Raw genomic sequence first — 13,693 nt, 5'->3', positions numbered from 1 at the left:
TCGGCGGGGTTCAAACACGTGCGCCCGTTCCAGGCGTACGACGGTGCGCCTGGAACGGGCCTACGAAGGTCAGGCCCCCGCGATCAGCATCGCGCCCATGGCGACCATCGTCGTGGCGACCAGGCCGTCCAGTACGCGCCAGGCCGACGGCCGGGCCAGGAAGCGGCTGAGCAGCCGGGCTCCGAAACCCAGGGCGACGAACCAGCACAGGCTCGCCAGGACCGCCCCCAGCCCGAAGGTCCAGCGCAACGGGCCGTGGTCGGCCGCGATGGAGCCGAGCAGGAACACGGTGTCGAGGTAGACGTGCGGGTTGAGCCAGGTCAGCGCCAGGCAGGTGAGCAGGACACGGCGGCGCGAGCCCGCCGGCACGGACGCCGCCTCCAGGGCCGCCGGGCGCAGCACCCGGCGGGCCGCCAGGAAGCCGTAGCCGAGCAGGAAGGCGCCGCCGATCAGACCGACCGCGGTGAGCGCCGCGGGCCAGGCCACGACCACCGCGCCGACACCACCGACGCCCAGCGCTATGAGCGCCGCGTCGGACAGGGAGCAGATGCCCACCACGGCGGGTACGGCATCGCGGCGGATGCCCTGGCGCAGGACGAAGGCGTTCTGGGCGCCGATGGCGACGATGAGGGGAGTCCGGTACCGAATCCGGCGGCCGCGGCGGCCAGCGCGTCTGTCATGACACCGACGCTAGAAAGGCAAGTGTCAAGAGTACAGCTAAGGATTCTTACGTATCATTAGCGCACATGATGACGGAACTCCCTTTCGATCAGGTCCGCACGCTCCTCGCGGTCGTCGACGAGGGCACCTTCGACGCGGCGGCCGGCGCACTCCATGTGACGCCCTCGGCGGTCAGCCAGCGCGTCAAGGCGCTGGAGCAGCGCACCGGCCGGGTGCTGCTGATGCGGACGAAGCCGGTGCGCCCGACCGAGTCCGGCGAGGTCGTGGTGCGTTTCGCGCGCCAATTGGCCCGGCTGGAGCGCGAGGCGCATGCCGAGCTGGGCATGACCGGCTCCGGGGAGCCGACGCGGCTGTCGATCGCGGTGAACGCGGACTCGCTGGCCACCTGGTTCCTGCCCGCGCTCACCCGCGTGCCGCAGGAGCTGCGGCTCTCCTTCGAGCTGCGCCGGGAGGACGAGGACCACACGGCGGCGCTGCTGCGCGAGGGTGTGGTGATGGCGGCGGTGACATCGTCACCGGACCCCGTGCCGGGCTGCTCCGTCCACGCCCTCGGCCGTATGCGGTACGTGCCGACCGCGAGCCCGGGCTTCGCGGAGCGGTGGCTCGGCGCCGGCACGGACGCCTCCCTGCGCGACCTGGTCGCCGCCGCTCCGGTGGTGGCCTTCGACCGGGTCGACGACTTCCAGGACGACTTCGTCCGTGGCCTGCGGGGCGGCGAGGGGGCGAGCGCCTCGCGGCACTTCGTGCCCACCTCGGAGGGGTTCGTCGCCGCCGTCGCCGCCGGAATGGGCTGGGGCATGGTTCCCGAGGTGCAGGCCGAACCGCTGCTGCGCACCGGACAGTTGGTGAACATCGCGCCGGACCGGGGGGTCGACGTTCCGCTGTTCTGGCAGCAGTGGAAGCTCGACTTTCCCGCGCTCGCCGCCGTGGCCGAGGCCGTGGCGGCCGTCGCCGCCGAGACACTCACCCCCGGGACACCCTCCACCGGGCCCGATTACTGAATCACTCACTGCCGAGCCGCTCCTGAACTCCTGTGAACCGGGTATCTTCGCGCTGGGCACAGCAGATCGCGACGGCCGGAGGCGACCGGCGCGACCCGTGCTCCGGTGGGCGTCGAGGTGCGGTCAGGGGCCTGGCAGGCGCATTCTTGCTGTGATACTCCCTGGCGGCGGGCGGACGAGGGCAGACCGATGACTGGGAGCGCCGAGCATGAGGTCCAGGCGCTGGAAAGCCTGCCCACCTTGCTCACCGGGGCCGTGGCGGACGCCGTCCGGGCGGCCCGCGGCTTCGCGGGCGGCATCTATCTGCGGTCGAGCACGCCGGGACTGCTGCGGATGGCCGTGCTCGCGGGCCTGCCCGGTCAGCTCTTCCGCTCCTGGTGGCGGATGCACGTGGACCTGCCGTTCCCGGTCGCCGACGTCCATCGGCTCGGCGAGGAGGTACTGCTCACCGATGCCACGGAGACGATGCGCCGCTACCCGCAGCTTGCCGCCGGACTGCCGTTCCCGTTCGGTTCGCTGTACGTCCCCGTCGTGGGCGCGTCGACGCCCTTCGGGGTCCTGACGGTCCTGCGCCCGTCGGCCTCGGACGCCACCGAGGTGCTGCCCGACCGTGACCGGATGACGGCGGTGGCCGAGGAGCTGGGTGCCGCTCTGGCGGCGCTGGACAAGGACGGGCCCGAGATCGTCGTATGGGACGACGAGCCGATGTGTGTGCAGGCGCCCTCCGACGGTCCTTCCGCGCGCTGCATCGGAGGATTCACCTGGGATCCGCACGACGGCTCGGTCACCGCGGACGACGCGCTGCTCGCCACCACACCCACCGGCTTCGCCGCCACGACGGAGGCACTGGCCGACGCCCTGTCCCACGAGGATCCGCGCCTGCTGCTGACAGCCCTGCGGGAGACGGCCGCCGGCCGCCCGCCCGCTCAGCCGGTGCCCGTGCGCACCGCGGACGCCGAGCTGCGTCTGCTGGCTCTGGGCACCTCGGCCACGGCGCCCGGACCGCCGTACCGGGTGAGCGGCGCGATCATCGATCCGGGCACGGGCCTGGCCTCGGAAGGGGCGGCGGATCTCCTGCCGGAGGGCGTCTTCGCACTCGACCGGCTCGGGCTGATCACCTACGTCAACCCGCGCGCCGCCGAACTTCTCGGCCGCCCTCGCTCGGAGCTGCTGGGGCGGCCGCTGTGGGAGGCCGTGCCCTGGCTGAACAGGCCGTCGTACGAGGATCATGTGCGCGGCGCCCTGCTGTCGCCGGATCCCGTGCACTTCCAGGTCAGACGCCCGCACGGGAACGGCGGTGGACAGACTCCGGGGCGGCACGGCGGTGAGTGGCTCACGATGTCCATCTACGCCGGGCCGAGCAGCCTGACGTGCAAGCTCGTGCCCATGGGGCGGATGGCGGACGCCGCCGAGGGCGACCCGTTCGAGGCGACGGGCCGATGGGGGGCCGAGGTCGACGGGCCGACGGACGGCGCTCCCACGACGGCGTCGCTGTACCGGCCCATCGTCCTCGCCATCGCGCTGACCGAAGCGGTGACCGCACGCCAGGTGTCCGAGGTGGTGATGCGGGAGCTGCTGCCCGCGTTCGGCGGCCGCCGGCTCGCCATCTATCTGCTCCAGGACCGGCGCCTGTACCTGGCGTGGGAGACCGGCTTCCCCGAGGGCTTCCTCGCCCCCTTCGACGGCGTGGGCCTCGACACCCGGCTGCCGGGGGTCGAAACGCTCACCAGTGGCCGGCCCCTCTTCTACGAGTCGATGCAGCAGCTCTCGGCCGCCTACCCCGGCATCGCACTGGACGCCGAGGAGGGATCCCGGGCCTTCCTGCCACTGATCGCCTCCGGCCGGCCGGTCGGCTCCTGCATCCTCGGTTTCGACCGTTCCCGTGCCTTCAGCGCCGAGGAGCGCACGGTTCTGACGGCGCTCGCCGGGCTGATCGCCCAGGCCCTGGAGCGGGCCCGGCGCTACGACAACGAAGCCGCTCTCGCCCGCGGTCTCCAGGAGGCACTGCTCCCGCACCGCCTCTCCGCCCACCCCTTGGTGACCACCGCCGGGCGGTATCTGCCCGGCACCCTGGGCATGGACGTGGGCGGCGACTGGTACGACGTCGTGGAGGCGGGCGACGGGCTGGCCCTGGTCATCGGCGACGTCCAGGGGCACGGTGTCCAGGCCGCCGCCACCATGGGCCAACTACGCAGTGCGGTACGGGCGTTCGCGCTCAGCGACCGGTCCCCGGACGAGGTGATGAGCGGCACCAACCGGCTGCTCATCGACCTCGACCCAGGCCAGTTCGCCAGTTGCTGCTACGTACGCCTGGACCCGGTCACGGGTATCGCGCGGGCCGCCCGGGCCGGGCATCCGCAGCCCCTGCTGCGCCACCCGGACGGTCGTACGGAGATCCTGGACCTGCCCGGCGGGGTGGTACTCGGGGTGGATCCGCAGGCCCGGTACCCGGTGACCGAGCTGCTGCTGGAGCCCGGGGCCGTCCTGGCCCTCTACACGGACGGTCTGGTCGAGCGGCCGGGCACCGACATAGACGAGGGCGTCGAAACCCTCCGCGCGAACCTGGCCCGAGCGGCCGTGCGGCGCGGGCGGGCGGGTGGCCCGTCGGTGTCCGCCGCCGCCGACCTGCTCACCTCGGAGGCCCGGCAGGCCACCGAGCGCCCCGACGATATCGCCCTCCTCCTCACCACGCGCCGGTCCCCGAGCGACGACGACGCGTAGGCCGGGCCTGGCCCCTCAGCGGTCGGCCAGGTACCGCCCGTCAGTGGCGAGTTGAGCCCCGCCCGTCAGTGGGCGGCGTCCAGCCTCGCCCGCTGATCCACCGTCAGTTCCAGCTCGACGGCGGCCAGGTTCTCCTCCAGTTGCGCCACGGAGGACGCCCCCGCCAGCGGGATCACCGGCACGGTCCCGCCGATCTGCCAGGCCAGCACCACCTGGGTCACGCTCGCTCCGGTCTCCTTCGCCACGTCCCGGAGTGCGGAGAGCCGGGCCGGAGTTCCCGGGTGGTCGTAGTCGGGCGGCAGCGTCTTGTCCTACCGTACGTACGCGCCGGTCAGCAGGGGTGAGTAGGCAACCAGGGTGAGGGCGGATTCGGCCTTCAGATAACTGAACAGCTCGGCGCCCGCTCCGCCGAGGCTGCCCTCCGGGAAGAGTTCGTCGGGGATGTCGGTACGCGGTCGCAGGTGGCTGTGCTGGTACTGCAGGACCTCGTAGCCGGGCAGTCCCGCCGCCGCAGCGAGGGAACGAGCCCGTTCCACCCGCCAGATGGCGTGGTTGCTGACCCCGAGCAGTCCGACGCTTCCTTCTTCAACGAGCTCGCCGAACGCCTCCACAGTTTCCTGCGGGGCAACGGTCCGGTCCTCGATGTGCGCGTACAGCAGGTCGATCCTGTCGACGCCGAGGCGGTCCCGGCTGCGCTCAGCCGCCTCTCGGATGACCTTCGCCGAGAGGCCTTCGGGGTTGTCGACGTATCCGGTGCCGGGGGCCAGCGGCCGGGCGCCGAGCTTGGTGGCGATGACGATCTCGTCGCCGATGCCGCGGCTGCGGCGCCATCGGCCGAGCAACTCCTCGCTCTGGCCGCCCTGGCCGCCGTCGGTCCAGAACGCGTAGTTGTCGGAGGTGTCGATGAAGTTCCCACCGGCCTCGACATAACGGTCGAGCACCGCGAAGGAGGTCTTCTCGTCCGTGCGTGAGCCGAAAAGCATCGCGCCGAGCGCGAGCACGCTCACCTCACGACGGGTCCTTGGATCGGTGCCGATCGTGCGGTACTTCATGATGTCCCCTCCCGTTCGGGCCCGAAGTCCGCGGGCCCGAACGGGAGTCTGGGACTTGAAGAGCACTTCAAGTCAGGGCACTCGGCACCCCGGGTCGGGGCGGGAGCACCTCATGTCACCGCGTGGATCCCTTGAACGGGCCGTCCAGAGCCGCCCATTGCAACAGCATGATCGTCTTCGCGTCGGCGATCTCGCCGGTGCGAATCATGTCCAGTGCCCGGCGAAAGGGCAGTTCGACGATCTCGATGTCCTCGCCCTCCTCGTCAAGGCCGCCGCCTTCGTGGGTCTGGGTCGAGGGGCCGTAGGAGGCGGCGTAGAAGCTGACCCGCTCGGTCACCGAGCCCGGGCTCATATAGACGTCGAAGACGTGATGGACGTCGCCGACGGTGTGCCCGGTCTCCTCGATCACCTCGCGCCGTACGGCGACCTCGGGGTGCTCGTCGTCCTCGTCGAGCAGGCCGCCCGGTGTCTCGACCAGCATTCCGTCGGGGTGTCCGTTGACGTACACGGGGTAGCGGAACTGCCTGGTCAGCAGCACGGTTTCGCGCTCGGTGTCGTACAGCAGGAGGGTGGCTCCGTTGCCGCGGTCGTGCGTCTCGCGCTCCTGGGTGCTCCAGGTGCCGTCGGCGTGCTGGAAGTCGAAGGTCGTGGTGCGCTCCACGTACCAGTGGCTGGACAGGAGTGTCACCTCCCGGATCTTGATCCGGGGGTTGCCGGTCAGGTCGCGGCCGACCTGGTCGAGTCCGGTGCGGCCCCGGCGGTCCGGGATGTCGATGCCGGCGGTCATCGGGCGGGGTCCTGGCGGGAGCGGGAAAGGTTGTTCACGCCGACTGTCTACCATTACGACCCGAACACCGAACCCACAGTCGGGGATCGCCCGTCTAGGCTCACGGCATGGAACAGACGGAGATCATCCTGCGAGCCATCGGCGTCCTCACCGAGACCAACGCCATGGTCCGCAGGATCGCCCAATCCGATGACGACTCCGCCGACGACGATGAGGTCGAGTCGACCGAGACCCAGCTCGGCGCGCTCGTGACAGAGGTCTTCCCCAGGGTCGAAGTGCCGGCCGACGCCGGACCCGCCGAGGCGGGCCAGGCCGTCGCGGACGCCTACCTGCCCGCCACCATCTCGCTCGTCGGCGCCTTCGCCTTCCTCTTCTCCGAACTCGCCGACCTCCATGACTCCGGGCGCACCGACGTCAAGACGGCCGACCTGCTCCAGGATCTCGCCCTGCGGATGTCGCGGGCCGACAGCGCGTAGGAGTCATTCGCCGGTGGTCAGGTGGACCACGTTCGACACTTCGCCGTAGGTGAAGGCCCGGACGCGGTAGGAAGCCTGCTTCTCCGTGGGCAGGGTGATCAGTCCGGTGGAGTTGATGTCGGGATCGAGGACCACGAGGGGCTCGTACTCGGAGCTTTCCGGCGTACGAGCCTCCAGGAGGAAGCCGGCTTCGTCGGATGCGTGGTCCGTCCACGTGAACAGGATGCCGTTCGCATGCTTGACCACGGCCTTGAATCCGGTGGGTGCGCCGGCACCGGAATTGTTCAGGGGCCGGCCCGGGGCGACGCGTGCCGGGTCCTTGCGGGCGGGGAGCCAGTCGTGGCCGGAGTCCTCGTCCGCTTTTGTCAGTTCCCCGGGCGGGAGGGTGACGCCCAGCGGGGCAGAGGCCGGGCCGTTGAAGGCTCGGAGCCGGTAGAAGAAGGTCGTGTTCGGCATCAGATCGGGGTGCCGGTAGGCCGTCACACCCGGCGGCAGGTACTGGAGGACGGTGTACGGGCCCGACTCCTCGGTGGCGAACTCCAGGGCGTGTCCTGATACTCCTGAGCTGCCCTTCGGCCAGCTCAGATCGATGTCCGTGGGAGTGGTGAGGGAGGCACGCAGCACGGAGCCCGCTGCTGCGGCGACCGCGGCGTCGCCACCTGCCTCGTCTGTCGTCTGAGGCGCGGAGCAGGCCGACAGTGCAAGGAGGAGCACTGTCGGCGCTGCGATACGCAGGGAGGTACGCATCCGGTGGCTGCTACTTCCGCCAGAACTGGACGTTGCTCCAGACGACGGTCGCGGGTCCGGTGCCGCTGTCGGTGCGGTAGGCGCCGAACTTGTCGTAGAAGCTTCCGGAGGGACTGGCGTAGGTGTGCTGGAGCGAGCCGTTGATGTAGGTGCGGTGCGAAGTGCCCACCTGGTGGACCGTGTTGACGCGGACGGTGGCGCCGACGGTGCCCGCGTTGGAGAGCGTGGTGCCGCCGTGGACCGCGTAGAGCCGTCCACCGCGTTCGACCGCGAGCATGAAGTAGGGGCCCGCCGCCGACTCGTTGAATGTCTGCTTGAGGCTGATCCGGGTGCCGCTGAGGCTGGAGATCCTGAAGTAGCCCTCGAATTGCCGCGTTCCGCCGGTGTACGTGGCGTACCGCCGCTCGGCTCGCTGGTCCCCACTGGCGGTGGAGCAGGTGAGCGTGAACGTCAGGCCGGAGACCGTACCGCAGCCCCGCTCCTGAACCGTGTACGTCGGCGAGACAGATGTCCAGCCGCCGGGTTCCACTTCGGCGAAGGCCGTCGGCGCGGCCAGCAGCGATGAGGCGCACACCGCGCCGGCCACACCGAGTGTTCGAAGACGTGTGAGCATCCGGGCTCCCTTGAGTGGGGGGTGCTGACGTTCACGTGGGTGAACTTCAGCCCAGTCTTTGAACGGTTGACTGGAAGGTAGGACTAGACCAAGTTTTCGTCAAGAGTCCCTGCGCGCACCCGTCTTCACGGCCTCACGGCGGTCCGGGTCACCTCTTCTGCTCGACGCGCACCCAGTCGATCTCGGCCTGCACTCCCCCGGCCGCGACCTTGTCCACGCTCGACTGCGGCAGACCCCAGTAGGGCGTGGTGACCTGGTTCCAGCCCGCCGGGTAGGCGCCACCCAGGGCGAGGTTGAGGATGACGTACTGGTTGTGGTCGAAGACCCACTGGCCGCGGGTCGACTCCAGCTTGTTGCGCGTCGTCTCCTGGACGAGGACGTCGTCGACGTAGAAGCGCATGCCGGTCGGTGTCCACTCCACCGCGTAGTTGTGCCACGCGTCCACGCGGCCTCCGGCGGGGAAGGTCTGGCGGGCCCCGATGTTGCCGTCCGCCGAGTAGCCAGGGCCGTGCAGGGCGGTGCTGGTCCAGTCCGCGTAGCCGACGTTCTCCATGATGTCGGTCTCACCGGAGGCCGGCCACGAGACGTTCGGATCGTCGACGTTGCTGCCGAGCAGCCAGAAGGCGGGCCAGAAGCCGTCGCCCACCGGCAGCTTGATACGGGCGCTGACCCTCCCGTAGGTGAAGTCGAACTTGGTGTTGGTGTCGATGCGGCCGGAGGTGAAGTCGTAGGTCCCGGCCGGTGTCGAGGTGCAGTCGTTGCAGTACCTGGACTTCAGCAGCAGGCTGCCGTTCTGGGTGACGATGTTGTTGGTGGAGTCGACGTACGCCTGGGACTCCCCGTTGACCGGGCCCATCTCGTAACCGGTGCGCACGACCCGCCACTTGGAGCGGTCCAGGCTCGCCCCGGTGAAGTCGTCGAAGAACGTCGTCTGGTACGTCCCCGACTGCTCGCCGGGCAGGGCCGGGTAGGCGGCCGCGGCGCTGCCGCCGGTGCCCCAGACCTGGAACTCGTAGAGGGAGTAGCCGAATTGGGCGGTCGCGGGCGCCGGGTTGTAGAAGGAGCGGCGCTCTGTGCCGAGCATCCGCACATACCGTCCGGTCGCGGGCGTCGCCAGTGTGACCGTGTCGCGGCGGCCCACCGCGTCCGCCGGGGACTTGACGTCGGCTCGGCGGGCGGCGACCTCCGTGGCGGACGGCTGGTAGACGGTGCGCCAGTTCACGTTGTCGGCGGAGACCTGGATTTGGTAGTTGACCGCGTAGGCCGCCTCCCAGTACAGGTCGACGGAGTTGATGGTCGAGGTCGCGCCCAGGTCGACGGAGACCCAGCGGTTGGCGTTCCAGTCGCTGGACCAGCGGGTCTGATCAGCCTTGAGGTCGGCGGGCCAGCCGCCATCGGTGACGAAGGCCGGTGAATTGCCCGCGTGCTGGTAGAGGTTGGAGTAGGCGGGGTGGTTGAGGGCGAGGTTCGTACGGGTCGTCGAGGCCGGGGCGGGTTCGCCGCCGTAGATCTTGAACGCGAACAGTGAGTACCCGTACGCCGTGGCGCGTTCGACGCCGCGCAGCCGCACATAGCGGCCCGTGACTTCCTGCGGGTAGGTGTGCGCCGTGACCGATCCTCCGGTGCCGGCGGTCTCGGTGTAGAAGGGCGTCCAGTCCGTGCCGTTCTTCGACACCTCCAGGACGTATCTCTTGCCGTAGGCCGCCTCCCAGTCCAGGACGACCCGGTCGATGCGGAGGGTGGAGCCGAGGTCGACGCGGATCCACGCGTCGTTCGCGAACTGGCTGGACCAGCGGGTGGCGGCGTTGTTGTCGAAGGCGAGACCCGGGGCGGTGCCGGCGTTCTCGCTTCCCGAGGCGGTGACGGCGGCGGGGTTCACGGCGTAGGCGGCAGCTGCCTGGTCTGCGTCCCAGGCCGCGACGGCCGCGACGGCCGCGACGGATTCGGCCGCCGGGCCGGCGAAGGCCTGTCCTGCCGCAAGCAGCGACAGGGCGGAGAGGGTGGCCGCCAGCGCGGTCATGACCGTGCGGGGAGGTGGGGTACAGGAAGGCATGCGGCTCTCCTAAGGAGTTGGGGGTGCCAGTGCTCCGTGCGGGTGTGCGGTGGTACGGCTCTGAAGCCGACGTCCTGCGGTGCGGGGGAGCTCGGACGTCGACGTGCTCTGGTGCTTCCGGTTGTTTCCGCCCGGCAGTGCGGGTGGGGTGCTCGGCGGGGGCCGGGCCGCCCGGGGGGCGTCTGATGCTCGGCGGGGGCTGAGCCGCCGACGGGCAGTACGTGCGGTGCTCGTCGGCGGCCAACCCGCCAACGGGGAGTGCGCGTGGGTGCTCGGCGAGGGCTGGGCAGCTGAGGGGCAGTGCGTCTGGTGCTCGGCGAGGGCTAGGCCGCCGGCGCCGACCGGCGCGTGATCATTTCCGTGGGCAGGACCACGGGAGCCGTCGGCAGTTCCTCGCCCGACAGACGGGTGAGGAGCATGCGTGCGGCCGTCTCCCCCATCTCCCGCATGGGCTGGCGGACCGTACTCAGCGAGGGCTCGGTGTGCGGGGCCATCGGGATGTCGTCGAAGCCGATCACGGAGACGTCCTTGGGCACGCTGATCCCTGCGTCCCGCAGGGCACCCAGGACGCCCACCGCCGCGAGGTCGTTGTGCGCGAAGACGGCATCGAACTCCCTTCCCTCGGCGAGCAGTCGGCGTACGACCCGGCGGCCGTCGGTCTCGGTGAAGTCGCCCTCCACGACCAGCTCGAGCCCGACACCGTGCTCGGCGAAGGTGGCCCGGAAACCGGCGAGCCGGTCGCGTACGCAACCGAACCGTGCGGGCCCGGTGAGCACCAGCGGCTTGCGCCGGCCACCGGCCAGGAGGTGGCGGGCCGCCGAGGCCCCGCCCTCGAAGTTGGTGGCCGTGACGGACGGGAACTCGGGGTGGTGCCCGCGGTCGTCGATCAGGACGACGGGCAGCCCCTCGCGGTGCAGCGCCGTCAGCATGTCCAGGGTGTTCTCCGGCTCCACCACGAGCAGCCCGTCGAAGGCCCGCGCCGACACCTGGCTGGTGAAGCGACGGACGGATTCCGTGCCCCGGTTGCAGGTGAACAGCAGCAGGCCGAAGTCGGCGGCTTCCACGGTGTCGACGACGCCCTGCAGCACCTCGCCCATCCACGGCCAGGTCAGCGAGGGCACCAGCATGCCCACGGTCCGGCTGCTGCCCCGGGCCAGGCCGACCGCACCCGAACTGGGCACATAGCCCATGCGGTTGATGACCTCACGGACCCGGGCAGCCGTCGACGCGTCGACCTCGCCCCGGGTGTTGAGCACCCGGGAAACGGTCGTCTTGCTCACGCCCGCCGCGTGGGCCACGTCGGCGATGGTCACAGCCATGACTGCCTCCGGATCACGGGGGTCTCGTCCTCGCGCCCAGGGCCGGTACCGGTTCCGGAACCGGTTCCGGCGCTGGGCGGCGAGTCAACCGGACTGTCATGTTGTCGTCAATAGTTCACGCCAAAACTGCTTTCGCGTGACCCCAACATGCTTACTGCGTATGGGACTTGAACGCTGCCGGACAGAATGGCGCCTCACGCCCATAATCGTGCGCATGAGCACCCCGCAGCGAAGAGCCGACTTGTCCACCGCACCGGACCAGAAGCACCGCGGTCTCAATGCCCGTACGACCGGGGACGAGCGCGGCATGCTGGTCTCCGTCCTGGCGGCCCAGCGCGCGACGCTGGAGCTCAAGTGCGCAGGCCTGGGTGCGGAGTTGTCCCGGCGGTCGGTGGAACCCTCGACGCTTTCGCTCCTCGGACTGGTCAGGCACCTCGCCGATGTGGAACGCCGCTGGTTCCGCAACGTGCTGGCCGGGCAGGACGCGCGACCTCGGTTCGCCACCGAGGCCTCCCCCGACGAGGACTTCGACGGCGCGGTGCCCGACCCCGCGGTCGTCGCCTCGGCCTGGGATGCCTGGCGCGCCGAGGTGGAGTTCGCCGAACGCCTCGTCACCGAGGCGCCCGATCTGGACGTCGAGGGCGAGGACTCCTGGCTCGGGGCGGTGTCGCTGCGCTGGGTGCTGATCCACATGATCGAGGAGTACGCCCGGCACAACGGCCACGCCGACCTGCTCCGCGAACGCATCGACGGAGCGGTCGGACTGTGACCGGGGCTCGACTGGCGACCCGGCCGCTGCGGGTAGGCCCACCTCGGCATGCGCGCCACCCTCTGCGTGAAACCCACCTCGGCATGCGCGCCACCCTCTGCGTGAAACCCACCTCGGCATGTGAGCCGCCCCAGGACCGGCTGCCGGTGAGCCTCAGCCACCCCCGAGACCAGCGGCGTGCGTCACCCCGAATAGCGGCTCCGGCGATACTCAGGCGTGCGGCACGACCGCCACGGGGCACGGCGCGTGGTGCATCACCGCATGGGCCACCGATCCGATCCGTGATCCCACCGCCGAGCGTTCGGCACGGCGCTGGACGACCACCAGCTGGGCCCGCGCGGCCGACGAGAGCAACACCTGGCCGGCGCTGCCCATCTCGACGTACTCGGTGACGGGCACCTCGGGAAACCGTTCGCGCCACGGCTTCACCGACTCGGCGAGAGCCTTCGTCTCGAACGGCTCCAGACCGCCGGCCTCGTCGAGCAGCTTCAGTGAACCGGGGCTGTAGGCGAACAGCGGCGGCAGGCTCCACGCACGTACGACGCGCACCGAGGCGCCACGGGCGGCCGCCGTCTCGAACGCGAACCGGAGACCGGCGGCGCTGTCATCGGGGCCGCCCTGCTGACCCACGACGATCTCGCGGCCGGCCGCCTCGGACGTGGCCTGGTCATCCGTACGCACCAGCACGACAGGACGAGCCGCCTCGGCGATCACCTGCTGGCCGACGGAGCCGATCAGGAAGCCGACGATCGCTCCGTGCCCGCGCGAACCCAGGACCAGCGTCTCGGCGTCCGAGGCCGCTCCGACCAGTGAGTCCACAACGTCGCCGACCAGTACCTCGGCCGAAACGGAGAGGTCCGCATGCCGCTCGGCCACCGTGCGCGCGGCCTCCTCCGCCAGGTCCCGCGCTCGCTGCGCCTGCTCCTCGGGGTCCGGGCCGCCGGCCAGTTCGTGCGGCTGCCCGTGCCAGGCGTACACCACCCGCAGGGGCAGTCGGCGCCGGACGGCTTCCCTGCCCGCCCACGCCACGGCGGCCCGGCTCTCGTCCGATCCGTCCACGCCCACGGTGATCGGGTGCGTCATACATGTGCCTCTCTCGAGCTACGAACATGACCGGTCGGCTTCTCCACGGCCGCCCACGGCCGCCCACGGCCGAGCGGCGAACTCCGGCGTGGGAGCCTGTCCGCCCGTCTCCGCACCATAGCGGCCCGCTTGTCGTGGCTGCCGTAGAGCGCTCTCAGGGAGGGGCGTGCAGGATGCCGGCCGGCAAGCGCTCCGCGTGGCAGAGCCCGCCGTTCGCGCACCTCTTGAACGCGGTCGCCGTCCCTGCACGAGACACCGCCTGGTCGCATACGGGTATGAACTCACGCACAATGCCGTCGACTTGACCGTTCACTCGGCAACAACATTCGGGATCCCGGTCACAACTCTTGACGCCTGGTTCACACGGATGAAGCATGCATCGGCAAGAGAG

The 13,693-nt window shown here is 70.5% G+C and carries 10 protein-coding genes and 2 pseudogenes; 4 read left to right on the top strand and 8 right to left on the bottom strand.

Annotated features, from left to right (window positions below):
* Positions 1 to 69 precede the first annotated feature (69 nt).
* Positions 70 to 680, bottom strand: a pseudogene (locus ACFVKT_RS09770) (LysE/ArgO family amino acid transporter).
* 66 nt (positions 681 to 746) lie between these two features.
* Here ACFVKT_RS09770 and ACFVKT_RS09765 point away from each other — a divergent pair.
* Positions 747 to 1,682, top strand: a complete 936-nt coding sequence (locus ACFVKT_RS09765; protein WP_385729407.1) for a LysR family transcriptional regulator ArgP — start codon at positions 747 to 749, stop codon at positions 1,680 to 1,682.
* 189 nt (positions 1,683 to 1,871) lie between these two features.
* Complete coding sequence (locus tag ACFVKT_RS09760) at positions 1,872 to 4,403, top strand: SpoIIE family protein phosphatase (RefSeq protein WP_385729405.1); 2,532 nt, start codon at positions 1,872 to 1,874, stop codon at positions 4,401 to 4,403.
* 65 nt (positions 4,404 to 4,468) lie between these two features.
* Here the strand turns inward: ACFVKT_RS09760 and ACFVKT_RS09755 are convergent.
* Both ACFVKT_RS09755 and ACFVKT_RS09750 read right to left on the bottom strand, forming a co-directional pair.
* A pseudogene (locus ACFVKT_RS09755) lies at positions 4,469 to 5,455 on the bottom strand (aldo/keto reductase).
* 115 nt (positions 5,456 to 5,570) lie between these two features.
* On the bottom strand, positions 5,571 to 6,242 hold the full coding sequence (locus ACFVKT_RS09750; RefSeq protein ID WP_385729403.1) for an NUDIX domain-containing protein: 672 nt from the start codon (positions 6,240 to 6,242) through the stop codon (positions 5,571 to 5,573).
* A gap of 107 nt (positions 6,243 to 6,349) precedes the next feature.
* Here ACFVKT_RS09750 and ACFVKT_RS09745 point away from each other — a divergent pair, with 107 nt between their 5' ends.
* A complete protein-coding gene (locus tag ACFVKT_RS09745) occupies positions 6,350 to 6,718 on the top strand; it encodes a hypothetical protein (RefSeq protein WP_385729401.1) in 369 nt (122 codons plus the stop codon).
* Positions 6,719 to 6,721: 3 nt separating this feature from the next.
* On the opposite strand, the gene ACFVKT_RS09740 is transcribed toward ACFVKT_RS09745, so the two are convergent.
* The 4 genes from ACFVKT_RS09740 to ACFVKT_RS09725 all read right to left on the bottom strand — a co-directional run bounded on the left by ACFVKT_RS09740 (position 6,722) and on the right by ACFVKT_RS09725 (position 11,450).
* Positions 6,722 to 7,465, bottom strand: coding sequence for a fibronectin type III domain-containing protein (locus tag ACFVKT_RS09740; RefSeq protein ID WP_385729399.1), 744 nt, complete (start codon positions 7,463 to 7,465; stop codon positions 6,722 to 6,724).
* Between the two features lie 10 nt (positions 7,466 to 7,475).
* Positions 7,476 to 8,078: a hypothetical protein gene (locus tag ACFVKT_RS09735; RefSeq protein ID WP_385729397.1), complete on the bottom strand. Its 603-nt coding sequence runs from the start codon at positions 8,076 to 8,078 to the stop codon at positions 7,476 to 7,478.
* 148 nt (positions 8,079 to 8,226) lie between these two features.
* Entirely contained in the window at positions 8,227 to 10,131 is a 1,905-nt protein-coding gene (locus tag ACFVKT_RS09730) for a discoidin domain-containing protein (RefSeq protein WP_385729395.1), read from the bottom strand.
* A 323-nt stretch (positions 10,132 to 10,454) separates the two neighbouring features.
* On the bottom strand, positions 10,455 to 11,450 hold the full coding sequence (locus ACFVKT_RS09725) for a LacI family DNA-binding transcriptional regulator (RefSeq protein ID WP_385729393.1): 996 nt from the start codon (positions 11,448 to 11,450) through the stop codon (positions 10,455 to 10,457).
* A 214-nt stretch (positions 11,451 to 11,664) separates the two neighbouring features.
* Between ACFVKT_RS09725 and ACFVKT_RS09720 the strand changes: the two genes are divergently transcribed.
* A complete protein-coding gene (locus ACFVKT_RS09720) occupies positions 11,665 to 12,219 on the top strand; it encodes a DinB family protein (protein ID WP_385729391.1) in 555 nt (184 codons plus the stop codon).
* Positions 12,220 to 12,429: 210 nt separating this feature from the next.
* On the opposite strand, the gene ACFVKT_RS09715 is transcribed toward ACFVKT_RS09720, so the two are convergent.
* Positions 12,430 to 13,302: a universal stress protein gene (locus ACFVKT_RS09715; protein ID WP_385729389.1), complete on the bottom strand. Its 873-nt coding sequence runs from the start codon at positions 13,300 to 13,302 to the stop codon at positions 12,430 to 12,432.
* Between the last annotated feature and the right edge of the window lie 391 nt (positions 13,303 to 13,693).

It is taken from the genome of Streptomyces sp. NPDC127595 (assembly GCF_042671685.1).
Classification (GTDB): Bacteria; Actinomycetota; Actinomycetes; order Streptomycetales; family Streptomycetaceae; genus Streptomyces.
This window is presented reverse-complemented; position numbering and strand designations above follow the sequence as displayed.

Bases quoted from the DNA above. Each gene is read 5' to 3' on its own strand.
- ACFVKT_RS09765 (WP_385729407.1), top strand. From the start codon at position 747: ATGATGACGGAACTCCCTTTCGATCAGGTCCGCACGCTCCTCGCGGTC.
- ACFVKT_RS09760 (WP_385729405.1), top strand. From the start codon at position 1,872: ATGACTGGGAGCGCCGAGCATGAGGTCCAGGCGCTGGAAAGCCTGCCC.
- ACFVKT_RS09750 (WP_385729403.1), bottom strand. From the start codon at position 6,242: ATGACCGCCGGCATCGACATCCCGGACCGCCGGGGCCGCACCGGACTC.
- ACFVKT_RS09745 (WP_385729401.1), top strand. From the start codon at position 6,350: ATGGAACAGACGGAGATCATCCTGCGAGCCATCGGCGTCCTCACCGAG.
- ACFVKT_RS09740 (WP_385729399.1), bottom strand. From the start codon at position 7,465: ATGCGTACCTCCCTGCGTATCGCAGCGCCGACAGTGCTCCTCCTTGCA.
- ACFVKT_RS09735 (WP_385729397.1), bottom strand. From the start codon at position 8,078: ATGCTCACACGTCTTCGAACACTCGGTGTGGCCGGCGCGGTGTGCGCC.
- ACFVKT_RS09730 (WP_385729395.1), bottom strand. From the start codon at position 10,131: ATGCCTTCCTGTACCCCACCTCCCCGCACGGTCATGACCGCGCTGGCG.
- ACFVKT_RS09725 (WP_385729393.1), bottom strand. From the start codon at position 11,450: ATGGCTGTGACCATCGCCGACGTGGCCCACGCGGCGGGCGTGAGCAAG.
- ACFVKT_RS09720 (WP_385729391.1), top strand. From the start codon at position 11,665: ATGAGCACCCCGCAGCGAAGAGCCGACTTGTCCACCGCACCGGACCAG.
- ACFVKT_RS09715 (WP_385729389.1), bottom strand. From the start codon at position 13,302: ATGACGCACCCGATCACCGTGGGCGTGGACGGATCGGACGAGAGCCGG.